The following is a 17790-nucleotide window of genomic DNA, read 5'->3' on the forward strand; positions in this document are numbered from 1 at the left end:
TTTAGATACTGTTGATCATCGAGACGAACGCCTCGATGTCGGGGAACGAGTAGATTTTCGCCTCGACGTTGGCGTCTGGGGCGTGTAGCTCCGCGTCGAACACCATCGCGATCTCGTGTTCGCCGGGGTCGACACAATGACTCGCAATGTCCTCGCCGGACGCCCGGATGAGCTGTGGCGTGGAGATGTCGATGGTGCGGCCGAGCACGTTCGCCCAGCCGTCGATGAACCCGCTTGTCATGATGTTCCCGACCTCACGGATCGCGGACCGCTCCATGTCGCTGTAGCCGCCGCCCTCGCTCTCGATGCCGCCCATCATCGTTCCGGCGACACGGCGTGCGCTCTCGTCGTCGAACAACACGAGCACCGACCCGTAGGGCTGTTCTTTGAGCGGCACGCTCACGCCCACCTGCTTGGCGGCTCCCAGGTGTGCGCCGAGGTCCTCGACGTCGATGACGTTGATCTTCGTGATCTGCATCTGGGTCTCGACGCCGGTCAGCTGGCTCATGTTCTCGGCGACCGTCGACGCTCCTTCCCGGGCGAGTTCGTTGACGGTCTGTAACCGCCGAATGTCGATCATTGTGCTCATGATTACAGCGTAGCCACGTCCAGGATGGTCACCACGTCACCCTCGCCGAGGACGGCCGCCCCGGACAGCCCGGGAATCCCGGAGAGGATGCCTTCGAAGGGCTTGACGACGACCTCTTCTTGGCCGCGAACGTCGTCGCAATGCACGGCGACCTGTCGCTCCGAATCACGGATCCGGACGAGCATGCCGTCGCCGTTCCGCGTCTCGTCGGGAACGTTCAACGCGTCGCCGAGTCGAACCAGCGGGTACACCGTCTCGTCGTAGGTGATGACCTCTTCGCCGTCGACTGATTTCACGGACTTCATCCGCGAGATCTCGTCGACTGTCTTGATCGGAATGCCGTACTCCTCGCCACCGCTCTCCACGAACAGCACCTTCACGATGGCGACGGTCACCGGCAGCGTCATCGTGAACGTCGTTCCCTCGCCGGGCGTGCTGTCGACGGAGACGCTCCCATCGAGTCGCGTCACCGTATCCCTGACCACGTCCATCCCGACCCCGCGCCCGGAGACGTCGGTCACCTCGTCGTTCGTCGAGAACCCGGGATGGAAGACCAGATCCTCGACGTCGTCGTCGGGCATGTCCTGGACCTCCTCGCGGGTTTTCACGCCTTTCTCGATGGCTTTCTCCCGCATCGTGTCGTGGTCGATGCCGGCGCCGTCGTCTCGGACTTGGATGAGCACGTGATCGCGGTCGCGCTCGGCGGACAGCGTGATCGTCCCCTCGCGGTCCTTGCCGTTGTCCTCGCGCACCGCCGGCTTCTCGATCCCGTGATCGACCGCGTTCCGCAACAGATGCATCAGCGGATCGCTGATCTCCGTGAGGATCGTGCGGTCGAGTTCGACGTCGTCGCCCTCCACGACGAAGTCGATGTCCTTGTCCTGCTCGCGGGCCAGATCCCGAACGAGACGGGGGAACTTCCCGACGATCTTCTTCATCGGGACCAACCGCATGTCCATCACGGTGTCCTGGAGGCTGGAGGTGATCTTGTCCAGCTCGTCCAGCTCGTCGAGCACCTCGCGGTCGCTCTCCTCCATGCCCCGCCGGAGCTTGATGCGGGTGGTGACCAACTGCTCGACCAGCCCGTGGAGCTCGTCGAGCTGATCGACGTCCACGCGAACCGACTGGATCTCCGTGTCCGTGTTGTCGATCGCCGAGGACCCGCCGCTGGAACTCCCGCTGTCGGCGGTCGTCCCGGCATCGTCCGCATCGTCGTCGGCGCTGGCGTCCGCCTCGGTCCCGCTGTCGGCGTCTGGGGCGTGCTCGTCGTCGCCGACGGCGGTGACCGTTGCGTCCGACAGCTTGGGGAACGCCGCCACGGTGTCGCTGACCTCGTCGCTGGGCGTCGCGACGACCAGTTCGAAGCCATCACCGTACTCGCCGTCGTTGATCGCGTCCGGCGACGGCTCGGCCCCGAGCAGATCGAAGGCCTCCGTGGCCTCCTCGAGTACGAACATCCCGTCGACGCCTTTCATCTGGGAGTCCCCCATGTCGATGTGGATGTGGTAGACGCGGTCCTCGGCGGCGTCGATGGTGTCCGCGTCGACGACCCGCGTCGCGTCCACGTCACCGTCGCCGGCCGGGCTGCCGGCGTCGCCGCTGCTGGTGGTGGTGTCGCTGCCACCGTCCCCGTCGACCTCATCCAGCACAGCCCGCACCGACTCGATGGTGCCGGTGACGTCTCGGTCCACGTCACCGGTGGCCTGGATCTCGTCGAGGCAGGCTTCGATGCCGTCGATCCCCTCGAAGATGCGGTCCATCCTGTCGGAGGTCACTTCGAGGTTGCCCTGCCGCATCTCGTCGAGCAAATCCTCGACGGCGTGGGCGAGATCGCTTGCGTCCTCGAAGCCCATCGCGCCGAAGTTCCCCTTCAGCGTGTGGGCGGTCCGGAATATTTCGTCCATCGCCTCCTCGTTGCCCGGGTCCGACTCCAGCTCCAGCAGGGCGTTGTTGAGGCTGGTTACGTGTTCTTCGCCTTCACGAACGAACGCTTCGAGGTAGTCGTCCATGTCACGTCGTCCTCCGTATCGAATCCGCGATCGCTTCAGTTAGCTGATCGACCGGCAACACGTCGTCAACGCATCCCGTCTCGATGGCGCGCTCGGGGATCCCGAACACGGCGCTCGTGGCTTCGTTCTGCGCGAGCGTCGCACCACCGGCGTCTTTCACGGCACGCACGCCGTCCGCTCCGTCGCTGCCCATTCCGGTCAGTACGACCGACACGAGCGGGTCGGTAACGCGCTCGGCAGCACTCTTGAACGTCACGTCGATCGCCGGCCGGACGCTGTGCAGGCGCTCGCTTTGGTCCAATCGCACCCGCAGTCGGCCGTTCGAGTACCCCGAGACGCGCATGTGGTAGTCGCCGCGCGCGACCAGCCCCTCGCCGCCACCGATCCGTGAGCCGTCCTCCGCCTCGGTGATGTCGTACTGGCTCGCCGCGTCCAGCCGGTCGGCGAACCGGGACGTGAACTGGTCGGGCATATGCTGGACGATCAACACCCGGAAGTCAGCCTCCGCCGGGAGCGACGCGAGGATCGACTCGACGACGTTCGGCCCGCCGGTCGACGCGCCGATCAGCAGCGTCGGATTGTTCGCGTACTCGCTGGTGGTCGCGTCCGGCGGCGACGCCGGCTCCATCTCGACGTCGTGGCCGGCGGTTGGGTCCGCGCTCGCGACGCGCTCGACCGCCGCCACCAACTCCTCGCTGTGCCCCGACAGCTCCGTGGAAATCGTGCCCCCTGGCTTCGCGAACGTGTCGATCGCGCCTTTCTCCATTGCCTCCAGGGTGGCGTCGGCGTCCTCGGTCGTGAGCGCGGACACCATCAGGATCGGCGTCGGCTGCTCGCGCATGATCTCCGCGGTCGCCTCGATCCCGTCCATTTCGGGCATCTCGACGTCCATCGTGATGACATCCGGCTGGACGTCCGTAACCGCGTCCAGGGCGCGTGCGCCGTTCTCGGCGGTCCCGACGACGTCGACCCCGCCGTCCTCGAGGATGTCGCTGATGACCGTGCGCATGAAATGCGAGTCGTCGACCACCAGTGCCTCTGTCATGCGGTGAGCACGTCCGAAATAGCGTCCATCACACTCGGTTTCTGGAACGGCTTCGTGATGTAGCCGTCAGCACCGGCTTTCACCGCCTTTTTCATCTTCTCCTCTTGGCCGATGCTGGTGCACATGATGATGTGTGCCCCGGCGTCGAACTCCTTGATCTCGGACGTGGCCTCGATGCCGTCTCGGATGGGCATCACGATGTCCATCATCACGAGATCCGGATCGTACTCTTTGTACATCTCTACGGCCTCAACCCCGTTCTCGGCCTCGTCAGCGATCTCGAACTCCTCCTCAAGAATCTCCCGGAGGAGATTCCGCATAAACTCGGAGTCGTCGACCAGTAAGACCTGCTTCGCCATGCCCTCTCGTTGTGCCAAGGGGCTAATAAACCCAACTGACCGATTATCAGACCTGATTGTCGATGGTCTCGTCTGCCGACACCGAACCGATGAGCTTGTCGATGTCCAACCACAGCACGAGCGCCACGTCCTCCTCGGCGGCGTCCGCCTCGCCCGGCGGCGTCGCCCCTTTTCGGATGACGCCGCGGACGAGCTCGCTTTCGATGGCCGACGTGCCGATGCGGTCGAGGCGGCTGCCCCGGTCGATCTGGTGCTCTGCGTAGCCCGACACCTCAGTGACTTCCGCCACACGGAGCCCGATCTTCTGTTTGTCGTCGGCGCGATCGAGCACCAGAATGTTGTCCGAGTCGTGGTCCCCGTGGATCGCGAGGAACTCCCGCGGATCGACGATCGCCGTGGTTTCACCCCGCAAGTCCATGACCCCCTCGACGGCGTCCGGCGCCCGGGGCACACGCGTCACTTGCTTCGACTCGACGATGCTGTCGACGGCCGCGATGTCGATCGCACACACCTCGTCGCCGAGTTTGAACTCGACGACGTGTGCGGCCTCCTCGACCACCCGGTCGGCGTCTTCGAGGTTCATCACTGATTTACTCAGGGGGCAGCAGCCTCAAAACTGTTTCGCGCATCACACCACGACGGGAGCGCTACCGGGGGAATTTGAGGCCGTCGTCGTCGTCGACGGTCTGCACCAGATCCTTGATCGAGTCGTCGGGACCGAGGTCGTTGGCCTCCAGGTACGCGATCAGTCGCTTGGTGGGATATTTCACCTGCACGCTCGACTCCCCCAGAAGGATGCCCAGCGCGCGATCGATCGACGTCGAGCCGGCGAGCTGGCGCGCGTACCACACGAGCAACCCGTCGAACGCGGCACCGACGTCGTCGGTTGCGAGTTGCTGGTGGGAGATGTCGTCGCCGTACTTCGAGGCGATGTGGTAGGCGTACTTGCTGTCGTGGGTGTCTAACTCCTCGGCCAGCCACTCTTTGACGTCCCGGCCGGTGATCTGTGGCTCGGGGGGCTGTTCCGTCGTGTTCCCGCCACCGCGGTCACCCTGTGGGGGCTGCTCTCGCTGTGGGGCGCCACCCTCGGCTGCGCCGTCGGCGGGCGCGCTCGGCGGTCCGTCCGGCCCGATGACGTACCGGTCCTCGCCGATGGCCGCGACCTCGTCCTGCTCCTCGATGGCAAGCTCGTCGGGGGAGAGCACGCGGTCGTCGTCGTCCTGGTCGCCACCGGATACCATGCTGTTCAGTTGGCAACCTGTGGGGTAAAGTCTTGTCGCAATCGTGACGGGGTGCTGTCATTGGTCGGGCACCCGCCGGCAGCACACATTTCATCCCGGCCACCGACTCACGACCCATGACGTGGGACGCCGTCGGTGCACTCGACGACGCACTCGCAGAGACCCGGGCGTTGCTGACGCCGTTGGATCTCGGCGTGTGGAGCCGGCTCGCCGTGATCACGCTGTTCGCGGGCCTGTCGGCGCCCCAGACGCCGACCGTCTCCGTGGACGCGCCCCCCAACGCCGTAATCAACGTGGCGCAGGCAGTGACCACCGCGGAGATCCGTCTGGCCGTGGCCGCCATCGGCGTTACTGTGGTGGTGGTCGCTACCGTGGCAGCCGCCCTCGGCGCGGTGATGGAGTTCGTGCTGGTTGCTGCCGCGCGCTCCCAGGTCGTCCGCATCGCGGCCCCCTTCCGCGCCCACCTCGCCGCCGGGCTTCGGCTGCTCGCGTTTCGGATCGTGATCGTCGGGTGTGGGCTGGTGGCGAGTGCGCTCGTTGCCAGCCCCATCGGCGCGGCGCTGGCGTTCGACCAGGCGTGGTGGCTGCTGGCGCTGGTGGTGACGCTGCCCCTGGGTGTGGTGGTCGGTGTCGGCGCGGCGCTCGCGTCGGAGTTCACGACGGCGTTCGTGGTGCCGCTGATGGCCGCCGACGGCTGCGGTGTGCGCGAGGGGTGGCGACGGCTCTCACCGGTTGTGCGCGCCGACTGGCAGGAGTTCGCGGTCTACGTACTGGTGAAAACGGTGTTGCTGTTCGGCGCGAGCATCGCGGTGGGGTTCTGTGTGGCTGTCATTGTGGTGCCGTTCGGGGCGGGCGCGCTGCTCGCGGGCGCGGTTTCGGGGGGCGGCGCAGCCGTGCTCGCTGTGACAGGGGTCGTGGGCGTGGTAGCGGTCGCCGCCGTCAGCGTGGTCTCGATGACGTTCCTGCGGTATCACTCCCTGTTGGTGTTGGACCGGTCGGCGGTCGCGTTCGCGCTCAGGTGACCGCAGGCGGGCGCTCACGGAGGGACCGGCCGGACTGTCGGTGCGGGACTGTGGCACCGACGGCAACGGCCAGGATCCGGGAGTCCCGCAGCGCGACCGACAAGGCATTTCACCCGCCAGCACAGACCCCACTGGTATGTTCCCACGGCTGGAGTACATCGACTGGCTTTCCGGCCGGCCCGAGGTCGCGTTGTACGACCTCGGGTCGAGCGCCCTGCGCGGCGACCGCGACCGCCAGCCCGCGGTGGTTCCGGAGCCGCTCGCGGGGCTGTCAGATCCGCCCGCCGGCGCAACCCTCGAAACCCAGATCGCAGGCGAGTACGGCGTCCACCCGGAACAGGTGTTGGTGACTCCGGGCGCATCGACGGCGAACTTCGTCGCGACGGCGGCGGCGCTCTACCCGACGGCCGGCACTGACGAGAACGGTGACGGCGGAACGCCCACGGCGCTCGTCGAAAAGCCCGGCTACGAGCCGCTGGTGGCGGCCCCCCGGGCCGTCGGTGGGCAGACCAACCGCGTCCTCCGGCCGGCCGACGACGACTACCGGATTTCGCCGGCCCGGATCGCGGCCGCCGCGACCGAGGACACCCAGGTGGTCACCGTGACGAACCGGCACAACCCCAGCGGTCGCCTCGCTGACGTGGACGCGCTCGCCGACGCGGCGGCCCGCGCCCGAGAGGTGGGCGCGCGGCTGCTCGTCGACGAAGTGTACGCGCCGTTCACCGAGACGGCGAGCGACGGCCCCTTCGGCGGGCCGACCGCGGTCGGGATCGACTCCGCAGTCGTGACCGGGTCACTGACGAAGTTCTTCGGGCTGCACGACAGCGGTGTGGGCTGGCTCATCGCCGACGCCGAGTTCGTCGATCGCGCTCGGTCGGTGCTCCGGCACATCCCGGGGCCCGCCGCGTCGAACCGCGCGCTGGGGATGCGGGCGCTGCACAACCGCGACGCGCTCGCCGACCGCGCGCGCTCCCTCGTGGCCGAAAACCACGGCCTGCTGGCGTCGTTCCGCGACGCCCACGACGACCTCGTCGCCGGCACCGTCCACGAGGGCGCGCCGTACGCGTTCCTCGACCCGCGCGAGGCGGACGGGGACGCGGTCGCGGCGGCGGCCTGGTCGGAGGGCGTGTTGGTCGTTCCGGGCCGGTTCTTCGACGATCCCGGCCGGATCCGTGTCAGCCTCGGCCGCACACCGGACCACGCCGTCGCGGCCCTGGACGCACTGGCGGGCGTGCTCGCGGACGGCCCGTAAGATCGCCCGACGGACAGCCGTCTGACGCCGGTCGGCCGCGGCTTGAAGACTTAAGGGCCTCCCGCATTACCCAGGTAGCATGGACGCAGACGCAGACGAGATCACCTCGCTGGTCGGTCGCGAGGTGTACTCGAACAACGGCGTGTTCGTCGGCGAAGTCGAAGACATCCAGTTGAACCTCAACGCGGAGGCCGTCACGGGGCTCGCACTCACGGAGCTCAACGCCGACCTGTTCGCCGCACAGATGACCGGGCAGAAAGGCGTGATCGTTCCCTACCGGTGGGTGCGTGCGGTCGGCGACATCATCCTCATCAACGACGTTGTCGAGCGCTACGAGGGCGACGATGCGGACAGCGAGATCGCAGTCTGAACCGGGCGGTCTGCGGGCTAGTTGCCGTTGTTCGAGCTCTCCGATTCGACGCCCATGGCGTCGAAGAGCTTCCTCGTGACGGCTTCCTCGGTGAGATCCAGCAGCGTCTCACGGTTCTCCTCGGTCGTCTCGATGCCGGTGAAAATGCCCAGCGGGATCTCCGCGCTGGCCTGCGTGGAGTGGCCCGCGGAGTCGCCGATGTCAACGAACGCGTCGGCCAACACCCGGCCGATGTTCAGCCGGATGTCCTTGGACTGCGCGTCCAGGTAGATCGTGTCGTCGACGATCCCGAACACCGCGGTCGTCGTGATGCCTTCGAGGTTCAGGAGCTGTGAGGCGGCCTGCGAGAGCGCGTCCCGGTCGCTGATGAACCCCGCGTTCGACACCAGGTGGCTGCCCTGGACCTCGCGGCTCGCGATCGCCTCCGCGAGCACGTCGAGCGTCTCCGGGCTCATGTTCGGGGACTCGACCTGTTCGAGCGTGTCGTGATCCGCGAACGGGTAGAGGTAGGCGGCCGCGGTCAGGTCGGCCGGCGTCGTGTCCCGGCGGAAATCGAGCGTTTCCGCGCGAATCCCGTAGAGCAGCGCCGTCGCGACCGTCTGGCTGACCGACAGGTCGAACTCCTGGATGTACTTGGTGAGGATCGTCGAGGTCGCGGAGACGCTCGGCCGCACGTCGGCGAACTCGGCGGTGAGCGACTCGTCTTCGAGCTCGTAGTGGTCGATGAAGATGTCGACATCACGGTCGATCGACACCGCCCCGGCTTTCGCGGGGTCGACCAGCGCGATCGTGTCGTAGTTGTCGATGTCGACGTCGCTGTACGGCGTGAGTTCGATGTCCAGGAGGTTCACGAACGCCCGGTTCTCCTGATGGCCGATGTCCCCGAAATAGAGGATTTCGGCGTCCACGCCGAGATGGCCGGCGACGGCCTGCAGCGCCGCGGCGGCCGCGATGGAGTCGGGGTCGGGGCTGTCGTGGGTGATGATCGCGAACCCGCTCTCGGTCCCCGACACGACGTCCGCGAGCTGGCGGGCCTTGTATTCGAGCTCCCCGGACTCCAGGGCGCGCAGCGCCGCGTCGGAGATCACCGACGACGGATTGATGACCACGTCAGCGCCGAGCTCGGTGAGCTCGTCGCTCGTCACCGGGTCGCTCGCCCGCACCACGACGAACTGGTCGTCGTTTCGGGCGCGGATGTTCTCGACGGCGGCCTCGTTTGCGTCCACGTCCGACGCCATCACCAACACGACATCCCGCGTGTCGATCAGCTCCGCAACCTCCTGGTCGCGGACGTTTGCCACCTGCGCGTTCAGATCCTGATCGCGCAGCGCTTCCACGCGGGATTCGTCCTTGTCAACGATGAGAACGTCTTTGCCACGTTCGACCAACTCCTCGGCGACAGCGTGGCCCACGCTGCCACAGCCAAGGATCGCGTAGGTGGACATCGAGGAGATGGTGGCCCGGCTGCTCATGTTGTCACGGGATTGCGGCGGCCGTCACTTACGCGTTCCGACCGCTAGCCGACGACACGTCCGCGAGTAGGCAGCGCAGCCGTCGGGCCCACCGCGTATGTCAACTACCGTCGGTCAGTTGCCGCGAATCAGAACGTATTTGAGTGCCAGCCGGTAATATGGGGATGCGTTCGGGCCGGTAGCTCAGTCTGGCAGAGCGACGGACTCTTAATCCGTCGGTCGCGTGTTCAAATCGCGCCCGGCCCGCTTTCTCGAAGCCGAACACAGCGTTGGTTGGTAGCGCCTGCTGGCTCGTACCGGTTGGACCACCGCGCCACCCGCCCAGAGAGCATGTCCCGTACCACTCGGCGTCGCGGTGTCCCGGCGCGCCCGGCCTGACCGAGCCACATTACAGGGTGGACCACAGGACAGCTCGGGATCGAGAACCGCGACGGAGTGGTGAGTCGGTGCTGTGACGCTCTGATCACCACGCCAAGCCTGTTCAATACCCACATCGCGTTTCCCACGTGCGTCCGTGATAACGCGTTTCGAGACACGACCTTGTCGCGTTGCCGGTAGCGACTCGCGGCTGACCTCATCGGCGTCGGCGACTCGGGAACGAGCGATGCGGTCGTGCTGTTGACAGGCAGTAGATTAATCCGGGGTGCGGTGCTCCGGCCTGCATGGTGAGTCAGCGAGCCAAGACAGTCCTCGGGCTGGCACTGATCGCTGTTGGTCTCATCCAGGTTGCCTCGTTTGCGTGGAACAGCAACCTCGGATACTCGGCGTCGGGGCTTCTGTACGTTGGCATCGGTGCTGCATTTCTCTGGGCCGAGGTGTACACCACATCGGCGTGAGAGCGCACCACATGGCCGTCTCAGCGAGCTAATCGCCTGCGGCTGGTTTTTCGGTGTCTACGTCGCCAGTGAGCCAGTCTCTCCCCCGGCCCGAGAGGTGGTAGACGCCACGGCTTTTGTCGACGTGTTCGGCTATCATCACCGGTGTTAGTCGTCGCTCGTGGGTCCTCTCGTCCCGGAGTCGTTGGAGAAGATCGCTGTCGACGGGGGTGATCTATTCCGCCAATCCCTATGGCTGCTCGGTCGACTCCGTGCGCGTCCAGAACCCCACGACGACAGAGGTCGGTGCCTGATGGCCGCCGAAGGCCGCGACGACGCCGGAGAGTCTGGCGGCCGTGCCCGATTAGAGCGTCGACAACGATTCACCACGTGAGGTAGCTGGCGACATCCGCGATCACCGGGATCGCGAGGACGATGAACGCGAACGCTCGAAAGGACCCCACGGCGGTCTTGGCAGTCGGAGAGCGCGTAGAGCGGGCCGACAGCGAGGGTACATCGCGAGGGCGGGCGTGTGTTCACGTGGACGAACGTAGCCGTGTAGAATGGTAAAACGAGGCCAGATCATCACTCGATAGATTCACTCCACTCTGCTCTGTTGAATCCGCAGACGATGTTGGGATGAGGTTGCTCTGTGCTCTCTCAGGAGCGCTGTGAGTTCCGAGATGGAGCCTTCGCAGAGAGCGTGATGATCGAGATCACGAGTAAATCGATCCAATTCCTCGTCGGGGGATATCGAGACAATCGCGTCTCTGTCGATCGCGATCCCCGTGTTATCGCCGGATTCAACAGAGCAGGACTAACCGACCCACGCTAGATGATCGGAACAGCTGCTTAATCGCCGTCCCCGGACGCTGGCTCGTTCCCCATCGCGCCCGCCCTGAACAACAGCACGGCACCGGTGATGACCGCCAAGAACTCAAGCACACGCTCCGAACCTGGCGCTTCGGAGAGCAGCGACGTCGTGCCCGAGGTGTACACCGCATAATAGCGCCCGTTAGCGTCGGCCACAACCGCTTCTCGTAGATCCGTCTGAGACTGGCTCGCCCCGGTTTCAACCGCCCGCTGGACTGCTGGCGAGTACTGATCAACGGGGTGCGAAACGTCCGCTACCGCCTGTGAGGCGTTCACTCGCTCTACGCTGAGACGATATGATTGCGCCGACTCGTTCCAGCCTGTGACGCGTTCGAAGACACGTCCGTCACCGGGGAACGCAAGATACCGATCTCGGGCAGCAAGCAACGGGTCTCCGTCGACGTGCCGGACACCGGGATACGATGCGGAACGTGAGCGCTCAGTGAGCAGCGCGGATTCAAACCCACAGGTCCGAGTCGGGGACCGCTCCCTGAAGCAATCGAGTCCGTTGATCTGTTTGAGCCTCGGTGAGTCTTGCTGAACCTGCACTCGGTCGTCTTCAACAGTGAGCTGTGTGGCACTGTACTCGTGCGCCGTTCCTGTGACGTCTAACAGGGGTGCCCAGAATGGAACCGTGAGTAAACACAGTGCGAGTATAACGAGCGCGATTCGAGGAGGGCGGTCGGTCATATCAACGGGTATTGGTCTAGCGTTTGTATGGATTTTGGTCAATAACAGGATCGGTTCGTCATCGATCTGGGCTGTTGACGCCGATGGCGACGGGGAGCACTGTTTGAGCGCCTGTTCGAGGGGGGAGACTGTGGCGGCCACCAGGCGTTCACGGAATTCGCGGGACCAAGCGTGAGGGTGGCCAGGAGGATACAGAGAGCACCAATAGAAGGGAGTCACAGGTCAACGAGAACCTGAATACGGACATCTGCGCTGAACCAGTAGATAGCGAGGGCAACATTTCTGACAGCCGCTTTCAAAGCGAGTTCTCGGAACTGCCCGAATCACGTACGAGCCCGAAGTGTTTCTCGGGATACCTTCGCGAGGACCCACTTTCTACACCGGAGAAATAAATTCTGGATGTTTATGCGCCCTACAACACGCGTCCAATGCCAACTATGATAATTGCTGTGAAAACCCCCCTTACCCCATGATAAAAAATTGGATATTTTAAATTTTTAGGACCAGAATTAATAATTTCAGCAGCCACTTTTTCAACCAGATCCAATAGGCCAAAGCTGAAAGATACCACAGGTCCACCAGCCTCGTATGCGACAATAATGGCAGTTAAATAAGCTGGAATCCTCGCAAGCTTAGATGCTGGCTGCAATACTTCGGAGAGTTGGTACGGAACAGCAACCGACAGTCCCACCATAAGGATATAGCCGAGCTTTCTTTTTTTCGCCGACCAATCGCACCCTTCTAAACGTCGAAGTTGATTCAGTATTTCTGGAATTGGGATAATGAGGCGTAATACCTCCGCAGACATTTTGTAAATGGGTACTCTCTGATCCATTCTCTCCATTATTTTATTTACAGCACTAGAAAAAGAGATTAAAATCAGGATGGCAATCAACCAGTCTGGGTAGGTAGCTGATCCTCCACTCTGCTGAGCTAAAATCGGTAATGGATTGCCATTCACCATGTGAAAACCCTCCCCGACCACGGTCTCGGCTGATTCTGCGCGTCCACTTCGCCTCGTAAGTAGAGTTGGCGCCACATGGTTATCTTGTAGAGGTCTTCGTGTTCCCAGTTAACGTATCTAGTATCGGCGAGTGTCTGTTCTTCGATCCATGAGTACTGCCGCTGGTATTTGGGGATTTTGAACCGAACGTTTCTCCACAATATGCTCTGTACGGTACTCTCAGTGGCGTTGATATTGGTATTCATGCTCATACGAACTGAATCACCTTCCGGAGTGAACGTTTGTAGTTAGTAATAATCTGGCCGTTATAATAACAAAACGGTTGGAACTACCGCTGCCGACTATTCCAAGTCGTCGGTCGCAATCTCTCCTCTGAGCCATGCTCGCCCCCGCTCGGAGAGTTGATAGAGCGCGCGGTCTTCGTCGAAGTATTCGACAAGTCCGTGTTCTCGAAGAACCATCATGTGTTCGCGGACGGTTTGACTGCCCCAATCAATGTTGGCCGCTATCGCGGTGGGGTTGAGAATCAGTTCCTCGGCCCCCTTGTTCTGCAGTTGTTCGAGGATGTCCCTATCCACGGGCGTCATCCACGACGCTAACTGGGGCTTCGGCATACTGAATTTCAGTCATCTATGGGCGTATTACTATTTTCATGGCCTGTAACGCCCGTATATTTGTGTTTGAGGTACAAACAAAACTATTGGTAAGAAATAAGTGGCAGACAGACACAACGACTAGGTACAGGAGTCAAAGTGTCGAAAGAGTGCGAGCCTCGCTGCTGCAACAGCAGGCTCGCGCGGGCTCCTGTACCGCAGCTACAGAAGCCATGCTAGAGTCCACCGACAACGCTGAAGAGCGTTCCGACGGCGCACAGCATTTCGACTGTCCGAACTGCGGGCGGGGGGTGCAGGCGGTCACACAGCACGGGCCGACCGACGCCACCGCCAGCCCGTGCGGGTGCTCGATCAGCCCCGCGCACATCGACGCCCTCATCGCCGGGCGAGACGACGACTGACGCCGCCACTCGGACGCGGCCACGCCGCGACGCCGCCCGCCAGCGGGCTGCGTCGCCGGGCTCGCGCCCCCGTCAGCCCGGCGCAGTCGGCGCGGACGACCACGCAAGGTTGATGGTTCGGGATTCGAAATAATCACGAAGTATGCGTGGGGCTGACGGTCGCGTGACCGACGCCGACTACCGGGAGCTGCGCGGCGCAACCGAAACCCCCCGGGAGGCAGTGGTGGTGGGGCTGGCCGGCGAGGTCGGGCTGACGTCCGCCGAGATACCGCGCGTCCGGCCGTGTGATGTCGCGCCCCACGACCACGACGGTGTCACACACTATTTCCTGGCCGTGCCCGGTGCCGACGGCGGCAGCGACCGCGACGCCTACCTCCCACCCGCGGTCGAGCGTGACATCCGGCGGCGCGCCGACGCCGCGGGCTTGGCCGATGACGACCCGCTGGTCGACGTGTCGGCGCGCCGCGTCCAAACGCTGGTCAGCGCGGTCGCCGGGCGCACCGACGCGGCCGGCTTGGACGGCGTCGCCGCCCAAGACCTGCGCTCGTTTTTCGCCAGGCGGCTGCTCACCGGAGCGGGTGTCGACCCGCGTGTCGTGGCGGCAGTCGGCGGCTGGTCGCGGCTCGCCAGCCTCGATCAGTACGCCGCGGTGGACGGCGTCGACCGGGACACCATCGCCCGGGCGTTCGACGGCACGACGCGAGCGCCGACGGACCGCAGCGAGCAGCGGGCACACGACCGGGTGGACGAAGCGCACAGCGCCGTCCTCGCGGCGGGGGACGCCCTATCTGATGCGAGCACTCGGGGGGCCGTTGAGACGGCCGTCTGCGAGGCCTTGGCCGCCAGCGACGCCTACGAGATGGCGTGGCTGGCGCGGCCGACGACCCGCGACGACGTGACGGTTGCCGCGACCGCGGGCGGCGACCGTGCGATCCGCGACGACGCGAGCGCCGCCCCGGGCGCGACGCTCGTGCAAGCCGCCCTCGACGACGGGACTGGGCTGTTCACGCCGGCCGCGAGCGCTGCCCCGGCGGTCGCGGCGCTGCGCGAGCACGCCGCGGCGGCGGGCGTTCAGGCGATGGGCGTCGTTCCGGTTGCCGGACCCGAGGCGGCCCACGGCGTCCTGGCCGTGGGGGCGTCAACGGCACGGTTCAGCCAGCGCGAGCGCACCCTCATCACGGACCTGGGGCGTCGCGTGGGCCGGGCGGTCGCGCTGGCCGAGCAGCGCCACCGCCTGCTGACGGACACCGTTCTCGAAGTCGCGTTCGAGGTCCGGGCGGGGTCGGTGTTCGCGCGCGCCGCGGTCGAACAGGGGTGTGACCTCTCCCTGGAGGGTGTCGTGCCCGGTGACCGGCAGACACTCGTGTTCTTCGTGCGGATCGCCGGCGCACCCGCGGACGGCGTCCGTGACTGGCTGCACGACCACGACGGCGTCGTGAGCGTGCGCGTGGTCCGCGACCAGGGCGGCGAGGCGGTGCTCGCGGTCGGGGTGGCCCCGGGCGCTGATCTCGCGATGGCGGTCGTCAGCCACGGCGGGACGATCCGGGATCTCAGCGCCGGCCCCGGTGGGGAGCGCGTCGTCGCCGGCGTGGCCCCCGAGACGGACGTGCGTGCGCTCCTCGATGCCCTCGCCACGGCGTTCCCCGGCGTGTCGCTGGCGGCCAAGCGCGAGCGCGCCCGCGGCGACGAGACGGGGCAGCGCGACGGGGCGTCGCTGCACGACGCGCTCACCGACAAGCAGGCGGCGGTCCTGCGGGCGGCGTTTCACGCCGGCTACTTCGAATGGCCCCGGGAGTCGACCGCCGAGGACCTCGCGGCCGACATGGGCGTGACAGCCCCCACGCTGCACAACCACCTGCGGCGCGCCCAGCAGAAGCTGCTGGCGACGGTCATCGACAGCGATGGTGGCTGCGACCCGGACACGCCCTGGCCGGACACGCGACAGTAACCCAGGTGTGTCCACACACCCCACTGTCGTGGGGTGGTTCCGAGCACCCGATCCCGAATGGACAATTAGGATAATTAGCGTTCGTGCTTAACAGGATGGTTGGTTTGGGTGCAACCGGGACATGAGCAACGACACCGACACCCCGGAGCTGGAGGCGCGACTCACCGACCAGGACGAGTTCACGCCGCCCGAGTCGTTCGTCGAGCAGGCGAACGTCTCCGACCCGGGTATCTACGACGAGTTCGATGCGACCTGGCCCGAATGCTGGACTGACGCGGCCGACCTGCTGGACTGGGAGACGCCGTACGATCAGGTCCTCGACGATTCGAACCCGCCGTTCTACGAGTGGTTCCCGGGCGGCGGCCTGAACGCGAGCGCGAACTGTCTGGACCGCCACCTCGACGAGCGCGGCGACGAGGCCGCCATCGAGTGGGTGGGCGAGCCGGCCGACGAAGCCAACCGCACGTACACGTACGCCCAGCTCCACCGGGAGGTCAACGAGTTCGCCGCCGGGCTGCGCGAGATGGGTGTCGGCGAGGACGACATCGTCACGCTGTACATGCCGATGGTGCCCGAGTTGCCGATCGCGATGCTGGCCTGCGCGCGCCTCGGCGCGCCACACTCGGTGGTGTTCGCGGGCTTCTCCGCGGACGCGCTCAGCACGCGAATGAACGCCGCCGACTCGGAGTATCTCGTCACCTGTGACGGCTACTACCGGCGCGGCGACCCCCTCGATCACTACGCGAAAACGCTCGACGGCCTGGCCGGGGTGTCACACGCGGTCAGTGACGTGGTCGTCGTCGACCGCCTCGGCGCGAACGGCGACGGCTTCGACCACGACCGCCCGGCCGCACACCACGACTACGACGCCGTCGTCGCCGCCCACGACGGTGCAAGCGTCTCGCCGGTCGAGCGCGACGCCACCGACATGCTGTTCTTGATGTACACGTCGGGCACCACCGGCCAGCCCAAAGGCGTCACTCACTCCACGGGCGGCTACCTCTCGTGGGCCGCCTGGACCTCGCAGGCGGTCCTGGACATCAAGCCGTCTGACACCTACTTCTGCTCGGCGGACATCGGCTGGATCACCGGCCACTCCTACATCGTCTACGGGCCCCTGGCGCTTGGCACCACGACGATGCTCTACGAGGGCGCTCCGGACCACCCCGACAAGGACCGCCTGTGGGAGCTCGTCGAGTCCTACGAGGCAACCCAACTGTACACCGCGCCGACGGCGATCCGGTCGTTCATGAAATGGGGGGTGGAGTACCCCGACGCCCACGACCTCTCCAGCCTGCGGCTGCTCGGAACCGTCGGGGAGCCGATCAACCCACGGGCCTGGACGTGGTATTACACCCACATCGGCGACGAGTCGTGCCCGATCGTGGACACGTGGTGGCAGACCGAGACCGGCGGCATGATGGTCACGGGGCTGCCCGGCGTCTCCACGATGAAGCCGGGGTCGGCGGGCCGCCCACTGCCGGGCGTCGACGCGCGCGTCATCGACACCGACGGCGACGACGTGGCGGGCGGGCGGGCGGGCCACCTGACCATCCAGAAGCCGTGGCCGGGGATGCTCCAAACCCTCTACGAGAACGACGAGCGGTTCATCGACGAGTACTGGCGGGTATACTCCGACACCGACAGCGGCGACCCCGCGGACTGGGTGTACTTCCCGGAGGACGGCGCGAAAGTCGACGACGACGGCTACATCACGGTCCTAGGGCGCGTCGACGACGTGGTGAACGTCTCCGGGCACCGCCTGGGCACGATGGAGATCGAATCGGCCATCGTCGACGTGCCGGGGGTTGCGGAGGCGGCGGTCGTCGGCGGCGACCACGACCTGAAAGGCGAAGCCGTGTACGCGTACGTGCTCACCACGGACGACCACGACGCCAGCGACGCCCTCCGTGAGCGCATCGTGGCCAGCGTGGAGGACGCCATCGGTCCCATCGCGCGCCCGGAAGCGGTCGTGTTCGCGCCGGAACTCCCGAAGACGCGGTCGGGGAAGATCATGCGCCGGCTCCTGGAGGACATCGCAAACGACGCCGACCTCGGGGACACCTCGACGCTCCGGAACCCCGACGTGGTGGAGACGATTCAGGACCAGCTGGCCGGCGACTGAC

At 65.4% G+C, this 17790-nt stretch carries 18 protein-coding genes and 1 tRNA gene; 8 read left to right on the plus strand and 11 right to left on the minus strand.

Features of this window, described 5'->3' with window-relative positions:
• Position 1: 1 nt before the first annotated feature.
• From JT689_RS05230 to JT689_RS05255, 6 genes are all read right to left on the minus strand, one after another.
• Positions 2 to 589, minus strand: a complete 588-nt coding sequence (locus JT689_RS05230; RefSeq protein WP_010902689.1) for a chemotaxis protein CheC — start codon at positions 587 to 589, stop codon at positions 2 to 4.
• A 2-nt stretch (positions 590 to 591) separates the two neighbouring features.
• Entirely contained in the window at positions 592 to 2598 is a 2007-nt protein-coding gene (gene cheA / locus JT689_RS05235) for a chemotaxis protein CheA (RefSeq protein WP_205251694.1), read from the minus strand.
• Between the two features lies 1 nt (position 2599).
• Positions 2600 to 3643, minus strand: a complete 1044-nt coding sequence (cheB, locus tag JT689_RS05240) for a protein-glutamate methylesterase CheB (RefSeq protein WP_136361302.1) — start codon at positions 3641 to 3643, stop codon at positions 2600 to 2602.
• On the minus strand, positions 3640 to 4002 hold the full coding sequence (gene cheY, locus JT689_RS05245; protein WP_010902692.1) for a chemotaxis protein CheY: 363 nt from the start codon (positions 4000 to 4002) through the stop codon (positions 3640 to 3642). Before cheY ends, cheB begins: the two co-directional genes overlap by 4 nt.
• A 46-nt stretch (positions 4003 to 4048) precedes the next feature.
• Positions 4049 to 4585: a chemotaxis protein CheW gene (locus JT689_RS05250; RefSeq protein ID WP_010902693.1), complete on the minus strand. Its 537-nt coding sequence runs from the start codon at positions 4583 to 4585 to the stop codon at positions 4049 to 4051.
• A gap of 64 nt (positions 4586 to 4649) precedes the next feature.
• Entirely contained in the window at positions 4650 to 5243 is a 594-nt protein-coding gene (locus JT689_RS05255; RefSeq protein WP_136361303.1) for a hypothetical protein, read from the minus strand.
• 116 nt (positions 5244 to 5359) lie between these two features.
• Here JT689_RS05255 and JT689_RS05260 point away from each other — a divergent pair, with 116 nt between their 5' ends.
• The 3 genes from JT689_RS05260 to JT689_RS05270 all read left to right on the plus strand — a co-directional run bounded on the left by JT689_RS05260 (position 5360) and on the right by JT689_RS05270 (position 7887).
• Positions 5360 to 6265, plus strand: coding sequence for a hypothetical protein (locus JT689_RS05260; protein ID WP_205251695.1), 906 nt, complete (start codon positions 5360 to 5362; stop codon positions 6263 to 6265).
• Between the two features lie 136 nt (positions 6266 to 6401).
• A complete protein-coding gene (locus JT689_RS05265; RefSeq protein WP_010902696.1) occupies positions 6402 to 7517 on the plus strand; it encodes a pyridoxal phosphate-dependent aminotransferase in 1116 nt (371 codons plus the stop codon).
• Positions 7518 to 7596: 79 nt separating this feature from the next.
• Complete coding sequence (locus JT689_RS05270; RefSeq protein WP_010902697.1) at positions 7597 to 7887, plus strand: PRC-barrel domain-containing protein; 291 nt, start codon at positions 7597 to 7599, stop codon at positions 7885 to 7887.
• Positions 7888 to 7904: 17 nt separating this feature from the next.
• On the opposite strand, the gene JT689_RS05275 is transcribed toward JT689_RS05270, so the two are convergent.
• Entirely contained in the window at positions 7905 to 9359 is a 1455-nt protein-coding gene (locus JT689_RS05275; RefSeq protein WP_205251696.1) for a DHH family phosphoesterase, read from the minus strand.
• A 172-nt stretch (positions 9360 to 9531) separates the two neighbouring features.
• Here JT689_RS05275 and JT689_RS05280 point away from each other — a divergent pair.
• Together JT689_RS05280 and JT689_RS05285 are read left to right on the plus strand one after the other, a co-directional pair.
• Positions 9532 to 9605, plus strand: a tRNA-Lys gene (locus tag JT689_RS05280).
• A gap of 416 nt (positions 9606 to 10021) precedes the next feature.
• Positions 10022 to 10195: a hypothetical protein gene (locus JT689_RS05285; RefSeq protein WP_168731186.1), complete on the plus strand. Its 174-nt coding sequence runs from the start codon at positions 10022 to 10024 to the stop codon at positions 10193 to 10195.
• An 831-nt stretch (positions 10196 to 11026) separates the two neighbouring features.
• Here the strand turns inward: JT689_RS05285 and JT689_RS05290 are convergent.
• The 4 genes from JT689_RS05290 to JT689_RS05305 all read right to left on the minus strand — a co-directional run bounded on the left by JT689_RS05290 (position 11027) and on the right by JT689_RS05305 (position 13315).
• A complete protein-coding gene (locus JT689_RS05290; RefSeq protein WP_205251697.1) occupies positions 11027 to 11737 on the minus strand; it encodes a hypothetical protein in 711 nt (236 codons plus the stop codon).
• A gap of 412 nt (positions 11738 to 12149) precedes the next feature.
• Entirely contained in the window at positions 12150 to 12701 is a 552-nt protein-coding gene (locus tag JT689_RS05295) for a hypothetical protein (RefSeq protein WP_205251698.1), read from the minus strand.
• Positions 12695 to 12952, minus strand: a complete 258-nt coding sequence (locus JT689_RS05300; RefSeq protein WP_205251699.1) for a hypothetical protein — start codon at positions 12950 to 12952, stop codon at positions 12695 to 12697. The genes JT689_RS05295 and JT689_RS05300 overlap by 7 nt, the downstream gene beginning before the upstream one ends.
• Before the next feature lie 90 nt (positions 12953 to 13042).
• Positions 13043 to 13315 (minus strand): winged helix-turn-helix domain-containing protein, encoded by a 273-nt coding sequence (locus JT689_RS05305; protein WP_205251700.1) that lies wholly within the window; start codon positions 13313 to 13315, stop codon positions 13043 to 13045.
• Positions 13316 to 13527: 212 nt separating this feature from the next.
• Here JT689_RS05305 and JT689_RS05310 point away from each other — a divergent pair, with 212 nt between their 5' ends.
• The 3 genes from JT689_RS05310 to acs all read left to right on the plus strand — a co-directional run bounded on the left by JT689_RS05310 (position 13528) and on the right by acs (position 17789).
• Complete coding sequence (locus tag JT689_RS05310) at positions 13528 to 13716, plus strand: hypothetical protein (RefSeq protein WP_205251701.1); 189 nt, start codon at positions 13528 to 13530, stop codon at positions 13714 to 13716.
• 142 nt (positions 13717 to 13858) lie between these two features.
• The gene (locus JT689_RS05315; protein WP_205251702.1) at positions 13859 to 15664 is read left to right on the plus strand and encodes a bacterio-opsin activator domain-containing protein; all 1806 of its coding nucleotides are present in this window, start codon (positions 13859 to 13861) and stop codon (positions 15662 to 15664) included.
• Positions 15665 to 15785: 121 nt separating this feature from the next.
• Positions 15786 to 17789: an acetate--CoA ligase gene (acs, locus tag JT689_RS05320; RefSeq protein WP_136361311.1), complete on the plus strand. Its 2004-nt coding sequence runs from the start codon at positions 15786 to 15788 to the stop codon at positions 17787 to 17789.
• The last annotated feature ends 1 nt before the right edge of the window (position 17790 follow it).

It is taken from the genome of Halobacterium sp. GSL-19 (genome assembly GCF_016917855.1).
Classification (GTDB): Archaea; Halobacteriota; Halobacteria; order Halobacteriales; family Halobacteriaceae; genus Halobacterium; species Halobacterium salinarum.